Source organism: Streptomyces sp. NPDC037054 (assembly GCF_055606745.1).
This window is the reverse complement of record NZ_JBVJSJ010000003.1, coordinates 66,262-81,067: the sequence shown is the minus strand read 5'-3', so window position 1 is coordinate 81,067 and position 14,806 is coordinate 66,262. Positions and strand designations below refer to the sequence as shown.

The following is a 14,806-nucleotide window of genomic DNA, read 5'->3' as shown; positions in this document are numbered from 1 at the left end:
CCTTGAGCAAACCTAGGACCCCTAGGTTGACGACGCGCACCACCAGGAGCCACCCCATGAGATCACTTACCGAGCAGGACGTCCGCGGTTCTTTCATCAACTGCTCGAAGGGTGAGGCCAAGCGGCTCGCCGTGCCGCGGGACCTCGGGGAGCTGCCCTGGGACGATCTCGACTTCCTCGGCTGGCGGGATCCGGGGGCACCGGACCGGAGCTATCTCGTGGTCGAGCGCGAGGAGCGGCTCGTCGGCGTCGCGATGCGGTTCCAGCCGGCGCAGCGCGGCTTCTTCCACCGCAGCATGTGCTCGCTGTGCCTGACCACTCATCCGCGGGGCGGCGTCGCTCTGATGACCGCGCGCAAGGCGGGCCCGTCGGGCCGCGAGGGGAACTCGGTCGGCGCGTACATGTGCACGGACCTGGCCTGTTCGCTGTACCTGCGGGGCCGGAAGGTCCCGGAGACCGGCGCCCGCTTCGAGGAGAGCCTCACGCTGGAGGAGCAGATCGCCCGCACGACCGGCAACCTGTTCGCGTTCCTCGACAAGCTGGCCGGCTGAGCCTCCCGGCTCCGCGACCGCACCGCGCCCCGCACCGCCCCCCGCCGCGTGACGCGGACGGCTGCCGTCGGGGGCCGACACGTTCGATACGCCTGTGGAAGGGGAACAGCCCACAGGATGCGAGAGGTACGTGAGGTGACGGCGCCCGTCGTGGCGTTCTTCAAGCGGCGCCACGATCCGGTGCTGGAGCAGACCCTGCGCTCGGCGTTCGCGGCGACGGTGTCGTACGTCATCGCGCTCCGGCTGAGTCCCGAGGCCGCGCCCCTCACGGCGCCGCTGACCGCGCTGCTGGTCGTGCAGGTGACCCTGTTCGCCACGCTCACCACGGGTTTCCGCCGCGTCAACGCGGTGGTGACCGGCGTCCTCGTCGCCATCGCCTTCAGCCTGCTGGTGGGTCTGACGTGGTGGAGCCTGGGGCTGCTGATCATCGCCTCGCTGGTGGTGGGGCGGTTCGTGCGGGCCGAGGAGTTCGTGCCCGAGGTGGCGATCAGCGCGATGCTCGTCCTCGGCGTCACCGCGCACGGCGACACGGCCTGGGCGCGGGTGGTGGAGACGCTGATCGGCGCGGTCGTCGGGCTCGCCTGCAACCTGCTGCTCGCACCGCCGGTGTGGGTGGAGCAGGCGGGCGAGTCCATCGAGGGGCTGGCGCGCCGGGTGCGGCAGTTGATGCTGCGCATGGGCGAGGAGGCGGTCGGCCGCACGCCGGTGCACCGGGCGGCGGCCCGGCTGCACGAGGCGCGGCGCCTGGACCACGACATCGTGGAGGTGGACGCCGCCCTGCGGCAGGCGGAGGACAGTCTGCGCCTGAACCCCCGCGTCCGCGAGGGGCTGCTGCACCGGGTGGTGCTGCGCACCGGACTGGACACCCTGGAGATCTGCACGGTCGTGCTGCGGGTGCTGGCCCGCACCCTCACCGACCTCGCGAAGGAACGCGAGCCGGACCCGCTGTTCCCGCCGGAGACGGGGGCGACCGTGGAGCAGTTGCTGTCGGAGGTCGCCGACGCGGTGGTGAGCTTCGCGGTGCTGGTCACCACCAGCGTCAGCTCGAACGCCGAGTCCGCCGAGGAGCGGCTCGCCGCCGAGCTGCGGCAGGCCGCCGCGACCCGCGACAGGCTCGCCCGGCTGCTGCTGGAGGAGGTGCGGCGGGACACCCGGCACTGGCAGCTGCGCGGCGCCGTGCTGACCGAGGTGAACCGCATCCTCGACGAGATGGACACCGAGCACCGCACGCACCGGCTGTTCGAGGAGCTGGACCGCAACGCCCGCGAGCAGCGCGAGAAGCTGCCCCGGCTCACCGCGCTGCGCGAGCGGCTGGGGCGGAACCGCGCGGGTGCCGCCCATCGTCCCAGGTGACGAACTCGGCTGAGGAAGACCGGCGGGCGGCACGGGCGCGTCTGCGGCACACCAGGAGGGGGCGTTCGGATGACGGACGGCACGGTGCGGATCGACGGCAACACACTGCGGCTGCCGGGAGGGGTGGCGGTGCGGTTCGTCCGCACGCTGCGCCTGCCGGAGACCGGTACGCATCCGCTGCCGCCCGGCCTCGGCGAGTTCCCGGTGCGCCGCGTCTCGGACCACCCCGACACCGTGCCGCCGCGGTGGCTGGCGCGCGGCGGCGTGATGCTGCCGATGTACCTGCGCGAGGCGATGTGGCTGAGCTTCGCCGGCACCGCGGAGCCGGCCGCGCTCCAGGTCGGCGTCGGCAAGGTGTGCGCGATCTCGGGCCGCCCGTGGAGCGACCGGCTCTCCGCCCGGGCGCAGAACTACGTCGTGCTGCCCCGCCAGCCATGGCTGGACGGGATCAAGTCCGGGAAGGGCACGGTCCGCCAGTTCGTGGCGGTGCCGCTCGGGCTCGGGGCGACCGTCGAGGGGCAGGTCACCGGCGAGGAGACGTGGGGCGGCGTGCAGTTGCAGTCGTTCCCGCTGAACGACCGCGAGCTCGCGAAGTGGCGCGAGCGGCGCGCCGAGGAGGAGCGGCGCCGGGCGCAGCGGGCGCGCTCGATGCCGCAGCCCGGGTACGGCGGCCCGATGCCGGCGGCGCCCGGCGCGCCCGCTCCGGCGTACGCGGCGGCCCCGGCCGCCGCTCCGCGCGGCGCGGCGATGGGCCTCGGGGTCGGCGGTTCGATGCGGCAGCAGATCCACAAGGACGACCGCGCGCTGAGCGACTGGGCCGAACGGCCCGCGGGCCGGGTCTTCGTGCACCTGGTGACGCCGCCCGAGTGGCGCCGCATCACCGGCGAGGCACCGCCGCCGTCGCCGGTGGACCGGGCCGCGTACACGCGCGCGGGCCTGCCGTGGTTCGAGCACTACGACGAGACCGCGACGGACGTCGAGCCGACGGGCACCCTGAAGGGTGTGCGGCCGGTCGGGGACTGGCTCGGCGACGACCACGAGCCGTGGCAGCCGCCGGCGCCGCACCAGGTCAAGCAGCTCAAGGACGCACCGGGCGCGCCGGTCCAGGACGGCGACTGGTAGCCGCCCCCGTCCGTCCGGTGCGGTGCGGTCGGTATGTTCCAGGTGAGTGCCGGCCGCGGCCCGCGACGGACCGTCGCGTGAGGCGGGTGGACCGTTCGCGTCACCCCTCGCCGTCCGTGCGCTGCCGCTGGAGCGCGCGCGGACAGGAGGCGGCGTTCGCCTGCGAGAGCAGCACGTGCACGCGCTCGGTGAGCTGCGCGACGTCGTCGGCGGGCCGGTGGAACGGCAGTCGCACGTCGCCGTGGGCGCGGGCCCGTTCGATGCGCAGGGTGAGTCCGTGCCGGTCCACGGCGAGAGGCCGGACGCGCACCGCGCCGTGCAGGCTGTCGCGGTCCACGAGCCGGGTGAGCCGCTCCACGGCGTCGGGGTGGCAGTCGGCGAGGTGGGTGAGCAGCCGCGCCTCGGCCCCGGCCAGCGGATCGGGCGCGGCGGCGGCGAAGTCGTCGAGGTCGACGACGACGGCGCCGGACGGCTGCCGCAGCACCACGCGCGTCGGGCGGACGGCGAGGTGGTCGTCCTCGGGGGTGCACCAGCCGGCGAGCCACACCCGCCCCCGGATCCGGTGGCGCACCGGGACGGGGGCGACGTCCGCGAACTCCAGCACGACGGACGGCTCGCCGCGCGGCGCGCAGATCGCGGCCGTGCGCAGGGCGCTGTCGTCGGGCGCGCGCAGCAGCACCCGGCCGTCGTCGGCGACGGTGTGGGCGCCGACGAGTTCCTCCCGGGCGCCCTCCGCGGTCACCGCGCAGGACCAGGCGGTCGCGAGGACCGAACGGGCCCCGTTCGGCGGCGGCAGGCGTGGCCGTCCAGGCGTTGCTGTCACCCATCCCAAACCTCCTTAGGTAAGCCTTGCCTAACCTATCGAAGATCCGGGCGCGGGCCAACCGCGCACGGTGATCGCGTACGGGACCGTCAGACGGAGACGACTCCCAGCAGCGCGCGGGCGCACAGGTCGCGCACCTGCCGCCGGGTCAACTCGGAGCCGCGCAGCCACTCCAGACAGACCGCCGTCGTGAACGCCAGCCAGCCGCGCACCGCCAGCCGCACGTCGGGCTGCTCCCCGTACACCGGCCCGAACTCGGGGTCGGCGGCCAGCGCCGCGAGGATCTGGCGCTCCTGGGCGGCCAGCGCCCGCTGGTAGACACGGCGCACGGCCTGGTCGCCCGCGGCGTCGGCGCGATGGAAGGCGCGGTAGCCGTGCGCGTGGGCCTCGACGTACTCCAGGTAGGCGTCGAGTCCGGCGGTGAGCTGCTCGCGCACCGGGACGCCCGGCACGGCCGCGGTCAGCCGCAGCATCCGCTCGCTCTCCCGCTCCACGACCGCCGCGAAGAAGTCCCGCTTCGTCGGGAAGTAGTGGTACAGCAGCCCCCGGGAGACGCCGGCGATCTCGGCGACCTGCTCGATCCAGACCTCGTCGTAGGGGTTGTCCGAGAACAGCCGCGCACCGACCGACAGCAACTGCTCCCTGCGCTCCGCAGTGCTCAGCCGGCGGCGCGTGCGCTCCCCCTGGTTCGCGGCCATGCCCGCACTTTACTTGACGCCGGTTCAACGGCCGGACGAGACTGGAAGCCGTTGTTGAACCCACGTACAACAGGCGTGCGGGATCTCAACGTGTCCGCCGGATCAAGGGAGATCGCGTCATGGCGCAGACGAGCGGGGCCGGACTGCCGAAGGGGTTCCGGGACGCCGCACAGGGCTGGCCGGAGCTGCACCGCATCCCGCACCCGCCCCGTCGGCTCCCCCTGCTCGGCGACGTGCTGGGCGTGAGCCGGCGCACGCCGTTGCAGGACTCCATGCGGTTCGCCCGGCAACTGGGGCCGATTTTCCGGCGCAAGGCCTTCGGCAAGGAGTTCGTGTTCGTGTGGGGCGCGGATCTCGTCGCGGACCTCGCGGACGAGACGCGGTTCGCCAAGCACGTCGGGCTGGGTGTCGCCAATCTGCGGCCGATCGCCGGCGACGGACTGTTCACCGCGTACAACCACGAGCCCAACTGGCAGCTCGCGCACGACATCCTGGCGCCGGGGTTCAGCCGGGACGCCATGGCCGGCTACCACCCGATGATGCTGTCCGTCGCCGGACGGCTCATGGACCACTGGGACCGGGCCGCGGCGGCGGGCCACTCGGTGGACGTGCCGGGCGACATGACGAAGCTGACCCTGGAGACCATCGCCCGCACCGGCTTCGGGCACGACTTCGGGTCCTTCGAGCGGTCCCGGCCGCACCCCTTCGTGACCGCGATGGTGGGCACCCTGCGCTACGCGCAGCGCCTCAACACCGTGCCGTCTCAACTCGCCCCGCTGCTGCTGCGCGGCGCGAGCCGCCGCAACGCGGCCGACATCGCCCACCTCAACCGCACCGTCGACGACCTGGTCCGCGAACGCCGCACCCGGGGCGGCGGGGAGGGCGACCTGCTCGACCGCATGCTGGCGACCGCGCACCCCGGGACCGGCGAGCGGCTGTCGGCGCAGAACGTGCGCCGGCAGGTCATCACCTTCCTGGTCGCGGGCCACGAGACCACCTCGGGCGCGCTCTCGTTCGCGCTGCACTACCTCTCCCGGCACCCCGACGCCGCGGCACGCGCCCGCACCGAGGTGGACCGCGTCTGGGGCGACACCCCGGCACCGGGCTACGAGCAGGTCGCCAAACTGCGGTACGTGCGCCGGGTGCTGGACGAGTCGCTGCGGCTGTGGCCGACCGCGCCCGGCTTCGCCCGGGAGGCGCGCGAGGACACCGTACTGGCGGGCGGGCACCCGATGCGGCGCGGCGCGTGGACGCTGGTCCTGGCGCCGATGCTGCACCGGGACCCCGAGGTGTGGGGCGCGGACGCCGAGGAGTTCGACCCGGACCGCTTCGACGCCAAGGCCGTGCGCTCCCGCCCGCCGCACGTCTTCAAACCGTTCGGGACGGGCGCCCGGGCCTGCATCGGGCGGCAGTTCGCGCTGCACGAGGCCACTCTGGTGCTCGGCCTGCTGCTGCGCCGCTACGAGCTGCGCGCCGACCCCGACTACCGGCTGCGGGTCACCGAACGCCTGACGCTGATCCCGGAAGGGCTCCGGCTGCACCCCGAACGGCGGTCACCCGCAAGGGAGTTGGACGGCGTACGGGGCGGCACCGGCACGCGCCGGTGACGCCCCGCTCCCCCGGTCGGCCCGGCGCTAGCGTCCGAACAGCTCGAAGGTGACGGCGGGCCTGCCGCCGAACCGCTCGCCCATCTGCTCGGCGAACGACGTCAGGAAACCCCTGACGTACGTCTCGGGGTCCTCATCCGTCAACGCCTCGATGTAGGTGCGGTGTTCGAGCAGGGAACGCACCGCCCGCTCCATGCCGGGCGTGGCGTCCACGGCGTGCGTCGGCGAGGAGGAACCGGCGACGGCGACCCAGCGCACGCCGTCCCAGGGTTCGAGGCCCTGCTCGGTCAGTTCGGGGAAGATCCACCGGTTCCCGGCGTCCGCGGCGGCGTCCAGAGTGGCCCGGCCCACGGCCACGTGGTCCGGGGTGTTCCAGGCGGCGCCGCCCCAGGTGTCCCGGTGGTTGAGGGTGATCACCAGCTCGGGCCGGTGCCGGCGGATCGCCGCGGCGATGTCGCGGCGCAGAGCGGTGCCGTACTCGACGACGCCGTCCCGGTGGTCGAGGAACTCCACCTCGGACACGCCGACGACGGCGGCGCTCGCCCGCTGCTCCCGCTCCCGCAGGGGAGCGCACTTCGCGGGTTCCAGGGTGTCGATGCCGGCCTCGCCGCGGGTCGCGAGGACGTAGGCGACCTCGCGGCCGGCGTCGGTCCAGGCGGCGACGGCCGCGGCGCAGCCGTACTCGAGGTCGTCCGGGTGCGCCACGACGGCGAGGGCCCGCCGCCAGTCGTCGGGCATGGGCTTGAGCTGCGTGCTGGTCGGCTCGGTCATGCTCCGACATTAGGTCGGCGGGCGGCGGCTCACACCTCGTTTCGGGCCAGGGCGAGGAGCCGGCCGAGGACGCGGGGGCCGGCGGCGCGCACTCCGTCGTGCTCGAACTCGTCCGTGACCCAGGCGCGCAGGCCCCGGATCGCGCGGGCGGTGACCAGGGAGTGGGCGGTGTCGACGTACATGTCGTCGTGGTAGACGGCCGCCGCGACCGGCACCTCGTTGGCGGCGAGGCGCGCCGGGTCGTACAGGGGGCGCCAGTCGGTGCGGGCGGCGAGGAGTTCGGCGGTCTCGCGCAGCGGGCGCAGCGCCGGGTCGCAGTCGAACATCCAGGGGTGCACGGTCTCCCCGGTGAACAACAGCGGTTCGTCGCCCGCGAGGGCCTTGGCGGCGTCGAACCGCGGGAACTCCGCGCGGACCCGCTCGGCCGCCCAGGCGGTGGGCCGCTCGTCCTGGGCGTAGATCGCCTCGTGGACGAGGGCGTAGAGCGGGTGGGACGCGTACGACAGCTGGGCCTGGACCTGTTCCCGGAAGGCGTCGGAGAGGGCCGGGCCGCCGGGAGTGCGCACGAAGGCGTCCTCCAGGAGGTGGTGCAGCCGGTGGGTGCCGTCGCCGGTGCCGAGCAGGATGCCGAGGGACTGGAAGCCCTCGACGGTGAGCCGGTGGCCGCCGGGGAGGACCACGTCGTGGGTGAGGAGGTGGTCGGCGATGCGCCGGGCGCGTTCGACGTCCTGCGGGTAGCGGGCGTAGTGCGCGGCGACCTTGCGCTCGATGCGCGGGTACGCCGCCCGGTACACGTCGTCGGCGTGCGCGTCGAGGGAGGGCAGGCCGCCGGTGATCAGGGCGGTGCTCAGTCCCTCGGGCGCGAGCGAGAGGTAGGTGACGGTGCAGAAGCCGCCGAAGCTCTGGCCGAGGACGGTCCAGGGGGCGCCGCCGGTCACCTCGCGGCGGATCAGCTCGCAGTCCCGGACGATCGAGTCGGCGCGGAAGTGCGTGAGGTGGTCGGCCTGTTCGGCGGGGCCGCCGCGCAGCGGGAGCGTCTGGCGGTTGGCGGGCGTGGAGTGGCCGGTGCCGCGCTGGTCGAGGAGGAGGACGCGGTACTCGTCGAGGGCGCGGCCGAGCCAGGCCTGCCGTCCGATGAAACGGTTCGCCCCGAAGCCGGGGCCGCCCTGGAGGTACAGCAGCCACGGCAGGTCCCGGTCGGCCTTGTCGCTCGCGACGACCTCGCGGGCGTACAGCTCGATCGTCTCCCCGGCCGGGTCGTCGTGGTCGAGGGGCACGGTGAACCGGTGGTCGGTCAGGACGACTCCGGGCTGGCGGTAGCTGGCGGTCAACGGGGCTCCCGGGACGGATGGTTTTCGGGCCGTGTCCCAGTTCAGCACACGGGCGCCGCGCCCGGCCCGCGGGGAGCTCAGCGGGCGGAGAGGCTGGAGCGGCGGACCACCAGCTCCGGCTGGAGCACCACGCGGCGGTGTTCGTGGGGCCTGGCCGCGCCCTCCGTCTCGGTCTCCTCCAGCAGCAGTTCGGCGGCCATGGCGCCCATGGTGACGGCGGGCTGCCGGACGGAGGTGAGCGGGACGGCCGCGGCGGCGGCGAACTCGATGTCGTCGTAGCCGACGATGGCGAGGTCGTCTGGGACGCCGACACCGGCCGCGTACATGGCCTGGAGGACGCCGAGGGCGAGGAGGTCGTTGGCGCAGAACACGGCCGTCGGCCGGTCCCCGAGGCCGAGGAGGCGGGCGCCCGCGTCCCGGCCGGCGGCGACGTCGAGGCGTTCGGTGGGCAGCTCGCGCAGCGCGTCGGGGCCGAGTCCGGCCTCGGCGAGCGCGTCGAGGGCGCCGGTGCGGCGGTCGCGCACCTGGTTCAGCCCGGGCGGGCCGCTGACGTACGCGATGGAGCGGTGCCCGGCGTCCACGAGGTGGCGGACGGCGAGCGCCCCGCCCGCCACGTCGTCGACGGAGACGGAGCACTCGGTGGCGCCCTCGGCGACGCGGTCCACGAGGACGAAGGGGATGCCGTGCCGGCGGAACGCGGCGATGTTCCGGCCGGTCGCCTCGGCCGGGGTGAGCAGCACGCCGCGGACCCGCTGCTCGGCGAAGAGCGACAGGTACTCGGCCTCCTCGCTCGCGTTCTGGGCGCTGTTGCAGACCATCACGCCGAGCCCGGCCTCGCGGGCGGCGCGCTCGGCGCCGCGCGCGACGTCCACGAAGAACGGGTTGCCCATGTCGAGGACGAGCAGGCCCATGATCCGGCTGCGGCCCGCGCGGAGCTGCCGGGCGGACTCGCTGCGGACGTAGCCCAGCCGTTCGATCGCGGACAGCACGCGCGCCCGGGTCTCGGTGGCGACGGTGTCCGGGCGGTTGATGACGTTGGAGACCGTGCCCACGGAGACTCCGGCGGCGCGGGCGACGTCCTTGATACCCACCGAATGGGCCATCGGGCAGGGACCTCCAGGTCGAGCGGGGAGAGCGGGGGCGGCGGGAAGGCCTTCACATTACCGCCATGCCGCCCCGGCAAGGACCGTCGTGCCGCCCGGGACGGCACGGTCGGGCGGGCAGGCGGAAGTCCGCGACGTGGGGCGGCGAGGGGACGGTGCCGCCGGACCGCTCCTGGCGCGTCACCGCCGGCACGCGGTCCCGGGCGACGCGGGCCTCGGGTTCTCAGGCGAGGTGGAACACCTCGGTGAGCGGCTTCATCGCCTCGTCCGGCCTGGAGCCGTCGAGGGCCTCGAAGAACGGCGCCATCTCCGCCTGCCAGCGGGCGTTGACCTCGGTGGCCTCCATGCCGGCCTTCGCTGCCTCGAAGTCCTCGGTCTCCAGGTAGCCGACGAGGAGGCCGTCGTCGCGCAGGAACAGCGAGTAGTTGTGCCAGCCGGTGGCCGAGAGCGCCTCGCGCATCTCGGGCCACACCTCGGCGTGCCGTTCTCGGTACTCGGCGATGCGGTCCTCGCGGACCTTGAGCAGGAAACAGACGCGCTGCATCAACACTCCCCGGGCTTCTAGAAGTTGAACTGGTCGATGTTCTTCGCGTCGAACACGGTCGGCTTGCCGAGGCTGATCACGCCGTCCTCGCCGATGGTGTACTCGCCCATGCCGCCGGCCGTGAAGGTCTCGCCCTCCTTGCCGGTGATCTGCCCGGAGACCAGGGCGACGGCGGTGCGGGCGGCCAGTTCGCCGAGCTTCGCCGGGTCCCACAGCTCGAAGGCCTCGACGGTGCCGTTCTTGACGTACTTGCGCATGTCGTTCGGGGTGCCGAGGCCGGTCAGCCGCACCTTGCCCTTGTACTTCGAGCCGGACAGGTACTGGGCGGCGGCCTTGATGCCGACGGTCGTCGGGGAGATGATCCCCTTCAGCTTCGGGTGCTCCTGGAGCAGGCCCTGCGTCTGCTGGAACGACTTCTGGGCGTCGTCGTCGCCGTAGGCGACCTCGACCAGCTTCATGTCCCGGTACTTGGGGTCCTTGAGTTCGTCCTTCATGAACTCGATCCAGGCGTTCTGGTTCGTCGCGGTCTGCGCGGCGGACAGGATCGCGATCTCGCCCTTGTGGTCGATCTGTTCGGCCAGCAGTTGCACCTGGGTGCGGCCCAGGTCCTCCGACGACGCCTGCGACACGAACGCGTCGCGGCACTCCGGCTTGGTGTCGGAGTCGTAGGTGACGACCTTGATGCCGTTGCGCATCGCCTGCTTGAGCGCGGTGCACAGGGCGCCGGGGTCCTGCGCGGAGACGGCCATCGCGTCGACCTGCTGCTGGGTGAGCGTGTTGACGTAGGACACCTGGCCGGAGGTGTCGGTGCCGCTGGAGGGGCCGACCTCCTTGAAGCCGGAGCCGAGTTCCTTCAGCGCCTTCTCGCCGCCCTTGTCGGCGGTGGTGAAGTACGGGTTGTTGACCTGCTTGGGCAGGAAGCCGACGGTCAGGCCCTTCTTCAGTTCGGCGTCGGGATCGGCCTTGCCGCCGGAGGCGCCCGCGGCGCCCTCCTTGTTCACGTCCTCCTTGGTGGTGCCGCCGCAGGCGGTCGCGGCGAGGGCGAGCGAGGTGACGGCGGCGAGGGTGACGCAGGTCCGGCGGAGGGTTGCTTTGCGCATGGCGGTTTCCTTCGTGGAGGGACGGCAGTGGACGGACGGGCGCTGCTACGTGGCTTTTCGGGCCCTCGCGACGGCGATCTGGCGCGCCACCCGCGGGCCGAGCACGGAGAGCACGAGCAGCACTCCCGTGACCAGGATCTGCGACTGCGCGGAGACGTCCTCGAGGCTCATCACGTTCTGCAGCGCCCCCAGCAGGAACACACCGGCGAGCGCGCCGCCGAGTGTCCCCCTGCCCCCGTCGAAGTCGATGCCGCCGAGCAACACGGCCGCCACGACGGAGAGTTCGAGCCCGGTGGCGTTGTCGAACCGGGCGCTCGCGAAGTGCAGCGCCCAGAAGACACCGGTGAGGGACGCCATGAGACCGGTCAGGGTGAACAGCAGCAGCTTGTGCCGCTTCACCCGGATCCCGGCGAATCGCGCCGCCTCCTCGCTCGCGCCGATCGCGAACAGCGACCGCCCGAACGGGGTGGCGTGCAGGGTGACGACGGCGATCGCGAGCAGCGCCAGGAACGGCAGGAAGGCGTACGGGACGAACGTGTCGCCGATGCGTCCGGACACGAACTCCAGGTAGGAGGACGGGAAGTCGGTCACCGCGTCCGAGCCGAGCACGATCTGCGCGATGCCCCGGTAGGCGGCGAGCGTGCCGATGGTGACCGCGAGGGACGGCAGTCCGAGCCGGGTCACGAGAAGGCCGTTGACCAGACCGCACACCATGCCGAGCAGCAGGCAGAGCGGGATGATCGCCTCGATGGCCAGGCCCTGGTTCCACAGGGCGCCCATGACGGCGCCCGAGAGACCGGCCGTGGACGCCACCGACAGGTCGATCTCCCCGGCCACCACGAGCATCGTCATGGGCAGGGCGATGAGGGCGATCGGCAGGGTGTTGCCGAGGAGGAACGACAGGTTGAGCGCGTTGCCGAAGCCGTCGACGAAGCCGAAGGACAGCAGCAGGACGACGATCAGGAGGGCGCCGACGATCGTGTCCCAGCGGATCGCGCGCGTGAGGGACTCAGGCATGGCGGGCGTTCCTCTTCTTCAGGGCGGCGGCCACGCGCACCGCGACGATCCGGTCGACCGCGATGGCGAGGAGCAGCAGGATGCCGTTGATGGCGAGCACCCACACGGAGCTGACGCCGAGGGCGGGCAGCACGCTGTTGACGGACGTGAGCAGCAGCGCGCCGAGCGCGGCGCCGTAGACGCTGCCGGAGCCGCCGGTGAAGACGACGCCGCCGACCACGACGGCGCTGACGACGGTGAGTTCGTAGCCGGTGCCGGTGCCGGAGTCGACGTTGCCGAACCGGGCCAGGTACATCGCGCCGGCGAGGCCCGCGAGGGCGCCGCAGAAGGTGTACGCGGCGAGGATCCGCCTGCGGACGGGGATGCCGGCGAGCCGCGCGGCCTCGGGGTTGGAGCCGAGCGCGTACAACTCGCGTCCGCTGCCGAAGTGCTTGAGGTAGTACGCGGTCGCCACCAGCACGACGAGGGCGATCATCGCCAGGTACGGCACCGCCGAGATGCCGCCGGAGCCGAAGTCGACGAATCCGCCGGGCAGATCGGCCGCCGTGATCTGGCGGGAGCCGACCCAGATGGAGTCGATGCCGCGGATGACGTAGAGCGTGCCGAGGGTGACGACGAGCGCGGGCACCTGGCCGAGGCCGACGAGCAGGCCGTTGAGGAGGCCGAGGCCGACGCCCGTGAGCACGGCGAGCACGACGGCCACGACCGGGTCGCCGCCGCCCTGGAGGTGGACGCCGGCGGCGAAGGCGCTGATGCCGAGCGTGGAGCCGACCGACAGGTCGACGTTGCGGGTGATGACGACGAGGGACTGTCCGGTGGCGACCAGGACCAGGATCGTCGCGTTCAGCAGCAGGTCCTTGATGCCCTGCTCGGACAGGAACTCGCTGTTGCCCGCCCGGGTGACGGCGATCATCACCAGGAACACGACACCGATGGCCAGTTCGCGCATCCTGAAGACGCGGTCGACGAGCCGGGTGCCGCTGGACTTGGGCACCTCGGCGACCGGGGTCCGGTCGGGAGCGGTCACCGTCATGCGGCGGCCCTCCCCGTGGCCGCGGCCATCACCGTCTCCTCGGTGGCTTCGGAGCGCGGGATCTCGGCGGTCAGCCGGCCCTCGTGCATGACGAGCACGCGGTCGGCCATGCCGAGGATCTCTGGCAGGTCGGAGGAGATCATCAGGACGGCCACGCCGTCGGCGGCGAGTTCACCCAGCAGCCGGTGCACCTCGGCCTTGGTGCCGACGTCGATGCCGCGGGTCGGCTCGTCCACGATCAGCACCTCGGGGCGGGTCGCGAGCCACTTGGCGAGGACGACCTTCTGCTGGTTGCCGCCGGACAGCGTGGACACGGCGTCGGCGATCCCGGCGTACTTGACGCGCAGCTTCACGGCCCAGTCCAGGGAGCGGCGGCGTTCGGCGGCGCGGTCCATCAGGCCGGCCCGCACGGTCGTACGCAGTCCGGTGAGGCCGATGTTCCGCTCGATGGACATGTTCATCACCAGGCCCTGGGCGCGCCGGTCCTCGGGGACCAGGGCGAGCCCGGCGGCCATCGCCGTGGACGGGGCTCCGTTGGTCAGGGCCCTGCCGGCCACGCGCACTTCGCCGGCGTCCCGGCGGTCGATGCCGAAGACGGCTCGCGCGACCTCGGTGCGGCCGGCGCCGACGAGTCCGGCGAGGCCGACGATCTCACCGCGCCGCACGTCGAAGGAGACGTCGGTGAACACGCCCTCGCGGGTCAGCCGGCGTACGCTCAGCGCGACTTCGCCGGGGCTGACCCGCTGCTTCGGGTACAGCTCGGCGAGGTCGCGGCCGACCATGCGGCGCACGAGGTCGTCCTCGGTCATGCCGTCGAGGGATGCGCTCGCGATGAGCGCGCCGTCGCGCAGGATGGTGACCCGTCCGCAGATCGCGAAGATCTCCTCCAGGCGGTGGGAGATGAACAGCACCGCGGCGCCCTGCTCGCGCAGCGCCCGGACGACGCCGAAGAGGCGGGCGACCTCGCTGCCGGTGAGGGCGGCGGTCGGCTCGTCCATGATCAGGACGCGCGCGTCGAAGGAGAGCGCCTTGGCGATCTCCACGATCTGCTGGTCGGCGATGGACAGGCCGCGTGCGGGGCGCTCGGCGTCGAGTTCGACGCCGAGCCGCTCCATCAGGGCGAGGGTGGACCGGTGGCCGGCCTTGTGGTCGATGCGGCCGAGCGCGCGGCGCGGCTGCCGGCCCATGAAGATGTTCTCGGCGATCGACAGGTCGGGGAAGAGCGTCGGCTCCTGATGGATGACGGCGATTCCGGCGTCCCGCGCGTCGCCGGGGCCGTGGAGGACGACCGGCTCGCCGTCGAGCAGCACCTGGCCGGCGTCCGGTCTGTGCACCCCGGCGAGGGTCTTGATCAGGGTCGACTTTCCGGCGCCGTTCTCGCCTGCCAGGGCGTGCACCTCCCCGGGGAACAGCTCCAGGGAGACGTCCCGCAGGGCGCGGACCGCGCCGAAGGACTTGGAGACGTCCCTGAGCGCCAGAACCGGGGCCGGACCCGTGTCGGACGGGTGGGTCATGGGGGGCTCCTCGACAACGCCGTCCGGGACGGCCCTCACGGCGTCGTGAAAGGTTTCAACTCGGTTGCCGGGACGTTAGGCAGCCCGGCCGTGCCGCGTCAATGGGTCCGGGTCGAAAAAGTTTCGATAATCCTAGGTCTCGTTCGCGTGATGACGCGCGGTCTCGACCAGAAGGCTTGACACCCCTTTGGACGCCTCATAGTTTCCCATTCTGAATCGTTTCACTCACGGTCGCGGCG

Annotated in this window: 13 protein-coding genes and 1 pseudogene; 4 read left to right on the top strand and 10 right to left on the bottom strand. The window is 72.9% G+C overall.

From position 1 onward, the window contains the following. Positions 1-56 precede the first annotated feature (56 nt). The 3 genes from ACZ7D7_RS08945 (at position 57) to ACZ7D7_RS08935 (ending at position 3,026) form a co-directional block, all read left to right on the top strand. Positions 57-551, top strand: a complete 495-nt coding sequence (locus ACZ7D7_RS08945) for an FBP domain-containing protein (protein ID WP_470823292.1) — start codon at positions 57-59, stop codon at positions 549-551. A gap of 117 nt (positions 552-668) precedes the next feature. Then, on the top strand, positions 669-1,904 hold the full coding sequence (locus ACZ7D7_RS08940) for an FUSC family protein (protein WP_470823291.1): 1,236 nt from the start codon (positions 669-671) through the stop codon (positions 1,902-1,904). 69 nt (positions 1,905-1,973) lie between these two features. Next, entirely contained in the window at positions 1,974-3,026 is a 1,053-nt protein-coding gene (locus ACZ7D7_RS08935; protein ID WP_470823290.1) for a hypothetical protein, read from the top strand. Positions 3,027-3,126: 100 nt separating this feature from the next. On the opposite strand, the pseudogene ACZ7D7_RS08930 reads toward ACZ7D7_RS08935, so the two are convergent. Together ACZ7D7_RS08930 and ACZ7D7_RS08925 are read right to left on the bottom strand one after the other, a co-directional pair. Continuing rightward, positions 3,127-3,853 (bottom strand): annotated as a pseudogene (locus ACZ7D7_RS08930) (DUF2470 domain-containing protein). A gap of 85 nt (positions 3,854-3,938) precedes the next feature. After that, positions 3,939-4,547: a TetR/AcrR family transcriptional regulator gene (locus tag ACZ7D7_RS08925; RefSeq protein ID WP_470823289.1), complete on the bottom strand. Its 609-nt coding sequence runs from the start codon at positions 4,545-4,547 to the stop codon at positions 3,939-3,941. Positions 4,548-4,666: 119 nt separating this feature from the next. Here ACZ7D7_RS08925 and ACZ7D7_RS08920 point away from each other — a divergent pair, with 119 nt between their 5' ends. Further along, the gene (locus ACZ7D7_RS08920; protein ID WP_470823288.1) at positions 4,667-6,154 is read left to right on the top strand and encodes a cytochrome P450; all 1,488 of its coding nucleotides are present in this window, start codon (positions 4,667-4,669) and stop codon (positions 6,152-6,154) included. A 27-nt stretch (positions 6,155-6,181) separates the two neighbouring features. Here ACZ7D7_RS08920 and ACZ7D7_RS08915 read toward each other — a convergent pair whose 3' ends face one another. The 8 genes from ACZ7D7_RS08915 to ACZ7D7_RS08880 all read right to left on the bottom strand — a co-directional run bounded on the left by ACZ7D7_RS08915 (position 6,182) and on the right by ACZ7D7_RS08880 (position 14,567). Further along, positions 6,182-6,925, bottom strand: coding sequence for a PIG-L deacetylase family protein (locus ACZ7D7_RS08915; protein ID WP_470823287.1), 744 nt, complete (start codon positions 6,923-6,925; stop codon positions 6,182-6,184). A 29-nt stretch (positions 6,926-6,954) separates the two neighbouring features. Beyond that, positions 6,955-8,256 carry an alpha/beta fold hydrolase gene (locus tag ACZ7D7_RS08910; protein WP_470823286.1) on the bottom strand — a complete coding sequence of 434 codons (1,302 nt, stop codon included), beginning with the start codon at positions 8,254-8,256 and terminating at the stop codon, positions 6,955-6,957. 77 nt (positions 8,257-8,333) lie between these two features. Further along, positions 8,334-9,359 (bottom strand): LacI family DNA-binding transcriptional regulator, encoded by a 1,026-nt coding sequence (locus ACZ7D7_RS08905; RefSeq protein WP_470823285.1) that lies wholly within the window; start codon positions 9,357-9,359, stop codon positions 8,334-8,336. 223 nt (positions 9,360-9,582) lie between these two features. Further along, the gene (locus ACZ7D7_RS08900) at positions 9,583-9,903 is read right to left on the bottom strand and encodes an L-rhamnose mutarotase (protein ID WP_470823284.1); all 321 of its coding nucleotides are present in this window, start codon (positions 9,901-9,903) and stop codon (positions 9,583-9,585) included. 17 nt (positions 9,904-9,920) lie between these two features. Next, the gene (rhaS, locus tag ACZ7D7_RS08895) at positions 9,921-11,003 is read right to left on the bottom strand and encodes a rhamnose ABC transporter substrate-binding protein (protein WP_470823283.1); all 1,083 of its coding nucleotides are present in this window, start codon (positions 11,001-11,003) and stop codon (positions 9,921-9,923) included. Between the two features lie 45 nt (positions 11,004-11,048). Beyond that, entirely contained in the window at positions 11,049-12,020 is a 972-nt protein-coding gene (locus ACZ7D7_RS08890; protein ID WP_470823282.1) for an ABC transporter permease, read from the bottom strand. Beyond that, positions 12,013-13,053: an ABC transporter permease gene (locus ACZ7D7_RS08885; RefSeq protein ID WP_470823281.1), complete on the bottom strand. Its 1,041-nt coding sequence runs from the start codon at positions 13,051-13,053 to the stop codon at positions 12,013-12,015. Before ACZ7D7_RS08885 ends, ACZ7D7_RS08890 begins: the two co-directional genes overlap by 8 nt. After that, entirely contained in the window at positions 13,050-14,567 is a 1,518-nt protein-coding gene (locus ACZ7D7_RS08880) for a sugar ABC transporter ATP-binding protein (protein ID WP_470823280.1), read from the bottom strand. Before ACZ7D7_RS08880 ends, ACZ7D7_RS08885 begins: the two co-directional genes overlap by 4 nt. Between the last annotated feature and the right edge of the window lie 239 nt (positions 14,568-14,806).